The organism is Desulfosarcina sp. (genome assembly GCF_041551955.1).
In the GTDB taxonomy this organism is placed as follows: Bacteria; Desulfobacterota; Desulfobacteria; order Desulfobacterales; family Desulfosarcinaceae; genus Desulfosarcina.
The window spans coordinates 1-7618 of the sequence record NZ_JBFELV010000241.1 but is presented as its reverse complement, the minus strand read 5'-3'; the positions used below and the strand labels follow the sequence as shown (position 1 = coordinate 7618).

The following is a 7618-nucleotide window of genomic DNA, read 5'->3' as shown; positions in this document are numbered from 1 at the left end:
GCCATTTTTCATTTTCAGGATGAATGGTATTCACCCCCCCTCAAAAAAATCAACGTCTCAGCTCCTGCGCAAATCACCTCCAATCATTTGAAAAAATTAGATTGTCCAATCTTGAGCAAGTTACATGCCATTGCATTCTCTTCGTAGGAGGATGCGACGTTTGCTTTGAGTTGTCAACTAATCTCAATATTAACAGCATGTTGTAAGTTTAGAAAAAATGCTCTTTACAAAACCTGCCTAATGTCGGAGGTTGTTTAGGCGAACGGGGCGCATTAAATATGTTGCGCCATTCGGTATCCACTTGAAAATACAATTATTGTTAAAAAAACCAACAAGTGCAATAAAAATATACCAGTGCAAATAAAATTATGCGAAAAAAAAGAAAAAGCGATAAATAGTTGCCAATTATGACATCGGTCACGATCAATTTTTTTGTAACAAACTGAAAGATTTATGTTTTTAATGGCACCTGGTTTTGAATGTCTCTTTACGCGGAAAGGAAATTTGGTACGCTTGTTGCTATGACTCACAGGAGTCGATACGGTGGTTTTAGTGATCAACACCGCCTGGCGGTTCACATTGCTGGAGGAATCCAATGGAAAAAGAAGTTTACAGTCTCTGTTTTATGTGTTCAATCCGATGTCCGATCAAAGTCAAGGTCAAGGACGGGCAGGTGACCTGGATCGAAGGAAATCCCCATGTGGCCGGCATGGAGGGCAGCCTGTGCCCCCGCGGTGCCGCCGGGACGTCACTGCTTTACGACCGCCAGCGGGTGCAGAGCCCGATGATCCGTGTCGGTGAACGCGGGTCGGGAAACTGGCGCAAGGCCAGTTGGGACGAAGCCCTGGACTACGTGGGTGACAAGCTCAAGGCGATCATCGACCAGTACGGCGGCCACAGCGTGGTGCTGGGTGAACGGACCCAGTTGGCGACTCACGTGAGTAAAACCTTTTTAAAGGCCATCGGCTCACCCAATCATTTCACCCACGACGCCCTGTGCAAGGGATCGGTCAATACGGCCTGCCGCTCTCTCTTCGGCCTTACCGACGGCCAAATCGGTGTTGATTACCGCAACACGCGGCACATCGTGCTCTATGGTCGCAATATCTTCGAGGCCATTTCGGTCAAGGAAGTCAACAACCTGATGGCGGCCATGGAGGATGGGGCCAAGATGACCTACATCGACCCCCGTGTCTCGGTTACCGCCACCAAGGCGCACCGCTACTGGATGATCCGTCCGGGCACCGACCTGGCCCTCAATTACGCCCTGATGCACGTCATCCTGGACGAACGCCTTTACGATGCCGCATTTGTGGACCGGTGGGTGCATGGCTTGGCAGAACTGCAGGATTTCGTCGCGCCGTATACCCCTCAATGGGCGGAAACAGAGACCGGAATACCTGCCGCGGAGATCGTGGCGTTGGCCCGGGAACTGGCCAAGGACCGTCCGGCGGTGGCTTTTCATTACGGTTATCGCGGCGCCAGCCACACCAATGAGATCTACCTCAGACGATCCATTCTCATGCTCAACGCCCTGATGGGCTCCATCGAAACCAAGGGGGGGATCTTCTTTAAAAAAGGTCCAGGCGAAGCGGGCGGCAAGGCGGCGCGCAAACTGGTTGACCAAGATTTCCCGAAAATTGAGGTGCCGCGTTTCGACAAGGCCGGGACGCCCGACTTTCCGCTGCCGGATCCGGCCCATGGGGTTCCCCATCGACTTCCCCATGCCATCATGAACGCCGATCCCTATCCGATCAAGGCCCTGTTCAACTTCCGCTTCGAGCCGCTCATGTCCATCGCCGACACGGAATTGACCCGCAAGGCCCTGGATCAGCTGGATCTCATCGTCACCATCGACATCAACTACAGCGATATCGCCTGGTACAGCGACGTGATCCTGCCTGAATCCACTTACCTGGAGCGCACCGACTGCATCCAGCAGGCCAATGGCCTCAAACCTCAGATGTTTCTGCGCCGCCAGGCGGTGACCCCGCGGTACGACACGCGGGACGGGGCCATGATTCTCAAGCAGATTGCCGACCGCATCGGCACCGGCGACTATTTCCCCTATGAAAACATGGATGAACTGGTTCGCTGGCAGTTGGAGGGCACCGGATTCACCATGGAAGACTTCGATGCCAAAGGGTTCGTGGCCTACGGTAAAACGCAGATTTTTTGGGACCGGATGGATGGCCTCAAACTCAAGACCCCGTCCAAGAAGATCGAGTTCAAGTCTTCGCTTCTGGAGGATGCGGGGTTTAAGTCCTTCCCGGCCTATGAACCTATGCCGTCGGCTGAGCCGGGAAAATTCCGGCTGGTTACCGGCCGGGCGGCCTTGCACACCCATGTATCCACTCAGAATGTGGAATACCTCAACGAGCTGTGCGGGGAAAACCTGTTGTGGATCAACAACCAGAAGGCCGCCGAACTGGGCATCGCCGACCGGGCCATGGTGGAGATTGCCTCCAGCCGCCACAGCGGAAAGATGCGGGCCTATGTCACCGACCTGATCCATCCGGAGTGTGTCTTCCTGCTGCACGGGTTCGGGCACCAGGCCAAGCGCGCCGAGCGGTCCTATAACAGGGGCGTCAGCGATGCGGCCCTTCAAGAGAACCTCTATGACAAGGTGGGCGGAAGCCCCGCCTATCACGATACGTTTGTCAAAGTGAAGGCCGCCTGACAGGCCGATTTGCCAACCGGGGACCGCTGTCGGAGCGGTACCCGCGGGTCATTAATAGGATGCGAGGATTATGAGCCAATACTATCTGTTTCAGGATACCAAAAAGTGCATTGGGTGCCATGCCTGTGAAGTGCAGTGCAAGGCCAACAAGGATCTCCCGGTCGGCCCCCGGCTGTGCCAGATCATTCAGGTGGGGCCGAAGATGATCGGCGGGCTTCCCCGGGCCGCCTATATTTTCATGCCTTGCTTTCACTGTGAAAATCCCTGGTGTGTGGCGGCCTGCCCCACCGGTGCCATGCAGCAGCGCAGCAGTGACGGCATCGTTTTTGTGGACCACAACCTGTGTGTGGGTTGCAAGACCTGCATTTCTGCCTGTCCCTGGGGGGCACCCCAGTGGAACCCGGAAACCGGCAAAGTAGTCAAGTGCGATTACTGCAAGGATCGCGTGGACCAGGGGTTGAAGCCCGCCTGCGTGACCACCTGTACAACCCACTGCCTGAAATTCGGCAAAGTGGAAGATATGACCCAGATTCGCCGGGATCGCCATGCCCAAGCCATCGCTTCGCTTGAGCACTGTGCATTCTGACGCAGCGAACAAGTGGGAAACACTGTAAAATCCCCTACGGGTGGATGATGATTAGACGGGGACAGCGATGCGATATCCCCTCCTTGACCAAAACCAAGTTTGTTTTTACCGATGTTCCTAGCACCCATACCCCTCCCTCCAGATCCCTCCGGGTTAGCCCCGGGGGGATCACTCCTCTTATGGCCAGGGCCGCAGGCAACCTGTTCTTGACTCCGGTCATCTTATGAGCAGCGGCAGTAGGGGCCGAATGGGTGGCAAGAGGTCATTCATGACGATTAGCCAATGTCCGGTCACCGAGAGCATTCACTTTGTCGATGATGTCATCGGCAAGGGTGGATTAAAACACCCGAGGAGCCGCCGCATCGCCGAAGAAATCCACAGCCTTTTGGATGACGTGGCTTGGGGGCGAGCCGGAGATGATCATCTGCCGACTGTCCTGGAATTGATCAAGGAACTGCTGCAGGACGCCGATGAGCCAGAAGGGTATCAGTTGGGCGAGCACCTTCACCGAACCATGGAAATGCACGGTGAAGTTTTCGAAAGCCATGTGAAGACCCACAATTGCCCCACCGAAACCTGTGAGTGGCTGACCCCGGCGCCCTGCCAGATGGCCTGCCCGGCAGGTATCGACGTTCCCACCTACGTGACCCTCATCGGCCAGGGTCGGGATGCCGAGGCCATCGACGTGATTCGGCAGGACAACCCTTTTCCCTGGGTCTGCGGCCTGGTGTGTACCCGGCCCTGTGAGTTCATGTGTGTGCGCGGCCGCATGGACACCCCGGTTTCGATCAAATTTCTCAAGGCGTTTGCCGCCGAACGGGCCATGTCTGAAGGCACCTATCGCAACCCGGAAAAAGGGCCGGATCAGGGCAGGCGGGTCTGCGTGATCGGAGCCGGACCCGGCGGGTTGAGTGCGGCCTATTACCTGGCCCTGAAAGGGTACGGGGTTCACGTGATCGAAGCGCTGCCCACGGCCGGCGGCATGATCATGGTGGGCATTCCCCGATACCGGCTTCCCCGTGAGGTGATCGACCGGGAAGTGGCCATGCTGGAAGAACTGGGCGTCACCTTTGCGTTCAACACCCGGTTCGGTGAAGATGTCACCCTGGACGATCTGAAATCCCAGGGATACGTTGCCTTTTTCTTTGCCATCGGTGCCCATAAGGCCTATAACTTAGGCATTCCAGGTGAAGCGGATTTTCCCCAGACGCTGGAGGCCATCGACCTGCTTCGCCGGGTGGCCTTAGGTGATCGGCGTGTGCCGGGAAAACGGGTGGTGGTGATCGGCGGGGGCAACGTGGCCATCGATGCCGCACGAACCTGCCTGCGACTGGGATGCCCAGAGGTGACCATTGCCTATCGTCGGACCCGTCACGAAATGCCGGCCGATGAGGAAGAGGTGGAACAGGCAGAGGAGGAGGGCGTTCACTTCTCTTTTCTGACCATTCCAGCCAAAATCGTGGGGAAAGACAAAAAAATTACCGGGCTGAGCTGTATCCGGGCTGAGTTGGTGAAGCGCGAGGGCAGCAGCCGGATGTCTCCTGTCCCTGTCCTGGGCAGTGAGTATACCATGACTACCGACGTGGTGATCAGCGCCATCGGCCAGAAAGTGGACCAACTCTGCATGGGTGAAATGGAAACCATGGGCTGGACCCGGCGAGGTACCATCGATGTGAACATGGTCACCATGGAAACATCCATTGCGGGAATATTCGCCGCTGGTGATGCGGTAACCGGACCGGCCACGGTGATCGAGGCCATCGGTGGCGGCAAAAGGGCGGCCGAGGCGATTGATCGGTACCTGCTGGGTATTCCCCAGCCCCAGATGCCGCCAGTCCCGGTTCGACGGCGGCGTGAGGCCTGCATCGAGGTGCCGGCCAGCACCAAAACCGTCATTAAAAGGCCGACCATGGACATGCTGAACATGGACCGCCGCCGCACCACCTTTCAGCAGGTCGAGCTGGGGTATACCGAAAACATGGTTCGCGAGGAAGCCCGTCGCTGCCTGAGGTGCGATATCTGCCGCCGCTGCGGTAAATGTGTGGAGGTCTGCCGGGATAAAATGGGTATCAGCGCCCTTGAAATGGGATACCTCGATTTCGACCATCCCGGTCCCACGGATCTGCGGGTTACCGAGGAACGTTGCATCGCCTGCGGTGCATGTGCGGCCAACTGCCCCAACGACGCCATGAAAATTGAGGACCGGGGTGACGAGCGCTTGCTGATACTCTGCGGCACCATCCTCAACCGGCAAAAGCTGGTTTTCTGCAACTCCTGCGGCAAGGCCATGGGGCCGATGAAGTATCTGGATTATATCCGCAAGCGGACGAAATCGGTAACGCAGGTCCCCGACGGGGCACTAATTTGCGATAATTGTGCCCGCACCAAGTCAGCCCGATTTAATGTGGGCACACTGCCGGTTTAGATGTGCCATCGTCACTCAAACCTAACTCAGAGAACTGAAATGGAGTTGTGAGACCGCCCCGCTTTATTCATTGAAATAAAAAACAATAATCAAAAAACAGATCACCAATATATCACAATGACCAATATTTCAAATTCCAAACCAAACGGAATAACGAAACGATTGTCTTTGAAATTTCGATATTGAAGTTTTGAATTTATTTGATATTTGGTATTGGTCAGTTGGATTTTCCTTACGGAGTTGTGCTCATTCGTCATTCGTCTATCAAGCAGCGATCCGAATGTGGAGAATATTATGGTTTTTCGAAAAGGCCAGAAAATTGAAGTGTTTAAACGCAGCAACGACGAGAGCTGGGAGGCCTACATGGACCGGTTCGTCGGTCTTCACGGCATCATCACCGATCCGGATACGACCATCAACGATCCGGATGCGCTGGTCGAAGTGAGCCTGGAAGGCAAAGGGACGCACCGGCTTCCCCAGGACTGCATGCGCCCCATCGACCGTTGAGGCGTTAAGACAAGTCATTAGGACTGCGTTATCGGTCGTCGCCGTATTGCCCATACGGCTTCCTTCCTCTAGCCTTGCCAAATGACTTGTCTCAACGCTTCAACGCTGAGCGATAAAAATTATAGGATATTTCAGGAGCATGACCAGCATGCGTGTTCAGGATGTGATGAAACAAAAACGCCGGGTGGTCCACACCATCCCGGCCCAGCGGACCGCCGAGGATGCCATTGTCCAGATGACTGAGCACCGTACATCCGCGCTCATCGTGATGGATGGTGCGACGCCGGTGGGCATTTTTACCGAGCGGGACGTCCTGCGGTGCCACGTGGCCTGGCGCCACCGCCTGTTTCGGGATATGCCCCTTGCCGAAGCCATGACCCCCAACTTGATCGTGGCCCAGCCGGAGGACCTGGCCAGCAGTGCCATGGCCATGATGATCAAAGCGGATATCCGGCATCTGCCGGTGGTTGAAGACCAGCAGATCGTCAGCATGCTCACCATTTCCGATCTGGTGAAACACCATGTGGGCGAATTGACTGCCGAGCTGCACTACCTTCAAGAGTACATCACCGATCTTCATGACGCCGTACAGGATTGACGGTTTTGTAAAAAGGCCGATATCTGCGTTACGCTTCATCCCTCGTCATTGCGGGGTACAATCCGTACACCTCATTTCTCGGGGTTCGCAAGCCTTGATCTCGGCCTTTTTACAAAACCGTCTTAAACACGACCTTTCACGATTCTATCAGGAGTAAGGATATGATTACGACAATTATCGATGGGACCGCCTACCCGGCCGAGGAAGGTCAGACCGCTCTCCAGGTGGCCCGGGAAAATGGAATCAGCATCCCGACTCTGTGTTACCATCCGGCGCTGAAACCCTCCGGTTCGTGCAAGCTTTGCACAGTCGAGGTGACCGGAAGGACGGGCGGCCGGCAGATCGCCATGCTCTCGTGCATCCTCAAGCTCTCCGATGGCCTTGAAATCAAAACCACCGGCCCCATCGTGGAAGCCGCCCGCAAAAAAGCCTTTAAAAACCTGCTGCGTATGGCGCCTCAGTCCACACGGTTGCGTCAGATGGCCATGGATTACGACGTGGATCTTGAACCGCCGCCGGACGGCTGCGTGCGCTGCCGCCTGTGCATTCGGGTGTGCAAGGAGATCGTCGGCGCAGGTGCCCTGAAGATGAAGAAGGTTGACGGGGTCAGTCTTGTGATACCGGAGCCGGACCGCTGTATTGGCTGCGGTACCTGCGCCAATATCTGCCCCACCAGCGCGATCCGGGTGGAAGACCGCGGGAACGTCCGCACGGTGACGATTCGGGAGGAGACCATCGGCAAACACCCCCTGGAGCGCTGCGAGGGCTGCGGCCGCTGGTTTGCCACCACGCGGTTTATAGACTACATCGAGCGCCGTACCG

6 protein-coding genes are annotated in these 7618 nt (G+C 56.0%); all 6 read left to right on the top strand.

The features are described 5' to 3' along the window. Positions 1 to 595 precede the first annotated feature (595 nt). Positions 596 to 2680, top strand: coding sequence for a molybdopterin-dependent oxidoreductase (locus ABYV26_RS16510; RefSeq protein ID WP_372682455.1), 2085 nt, complete (start codon positions 596 to 598; stop codon positions 2678 to 2680). Positions 2681 to 2750: 70 nt separating this feature from the next. Next, the gene (locus ABYV26_RS16505; protein WP_372682454.1) at positions 2751 to 3266 is read left to right on the top strand and encodes a 4Fe-4S dicluster domain-containing protein; all 516 of its coding nucleotides are present in this window, start codon (positions 2751 to 2753) and stop codon (positions 3264 to 3266) included. Positions 3267 to 3534: 268 nt separating this feature from the next. Continuing rightward, positions 3535 to 5691, top strand: a complete 2157-nt coding sequence (locus ABYV26_RS16500) for an FAD-dependent oxidoreductase (protein WP_372682453.1) — start codon at positions 3535 to 3537, stop codon at positions 5689 to 5691. Positions 5692 to 5985: 294 nt separating this feature from the next. After that, positions 5986 to 6198 (top strand): hypothetical protein, encoded by a 213-nt coding sequence (locus ABYV26_RS16495; RefSeq protein WP_372682452.1) that lies wholly within the window; start codon positions 5986 to 5988, stop codon positions 6196 to 6198. 139 nt (positions 6199 to 6337) lie between these two features. Next, entirely contained in the window at positions 6338 to 6796 is a 459-nt protein-coding gene (locus ABYV26_RS16490) for a CBS domain-containing protein (RefSeq protein ID WP_372682451.1), read from the top strand. A gap of 161 nt (positions 6797 to 6957) precedes the next feature. Continuing rightward, positions 6958 to 7618 (top strand): 2Fe-2S iron-sulfur cluster-binding protein (locus ABYV26_RS16485; RefSeq protein WP_372682450.1); only part of this gene is annotated, 661 nt, incomplete at its 3' end.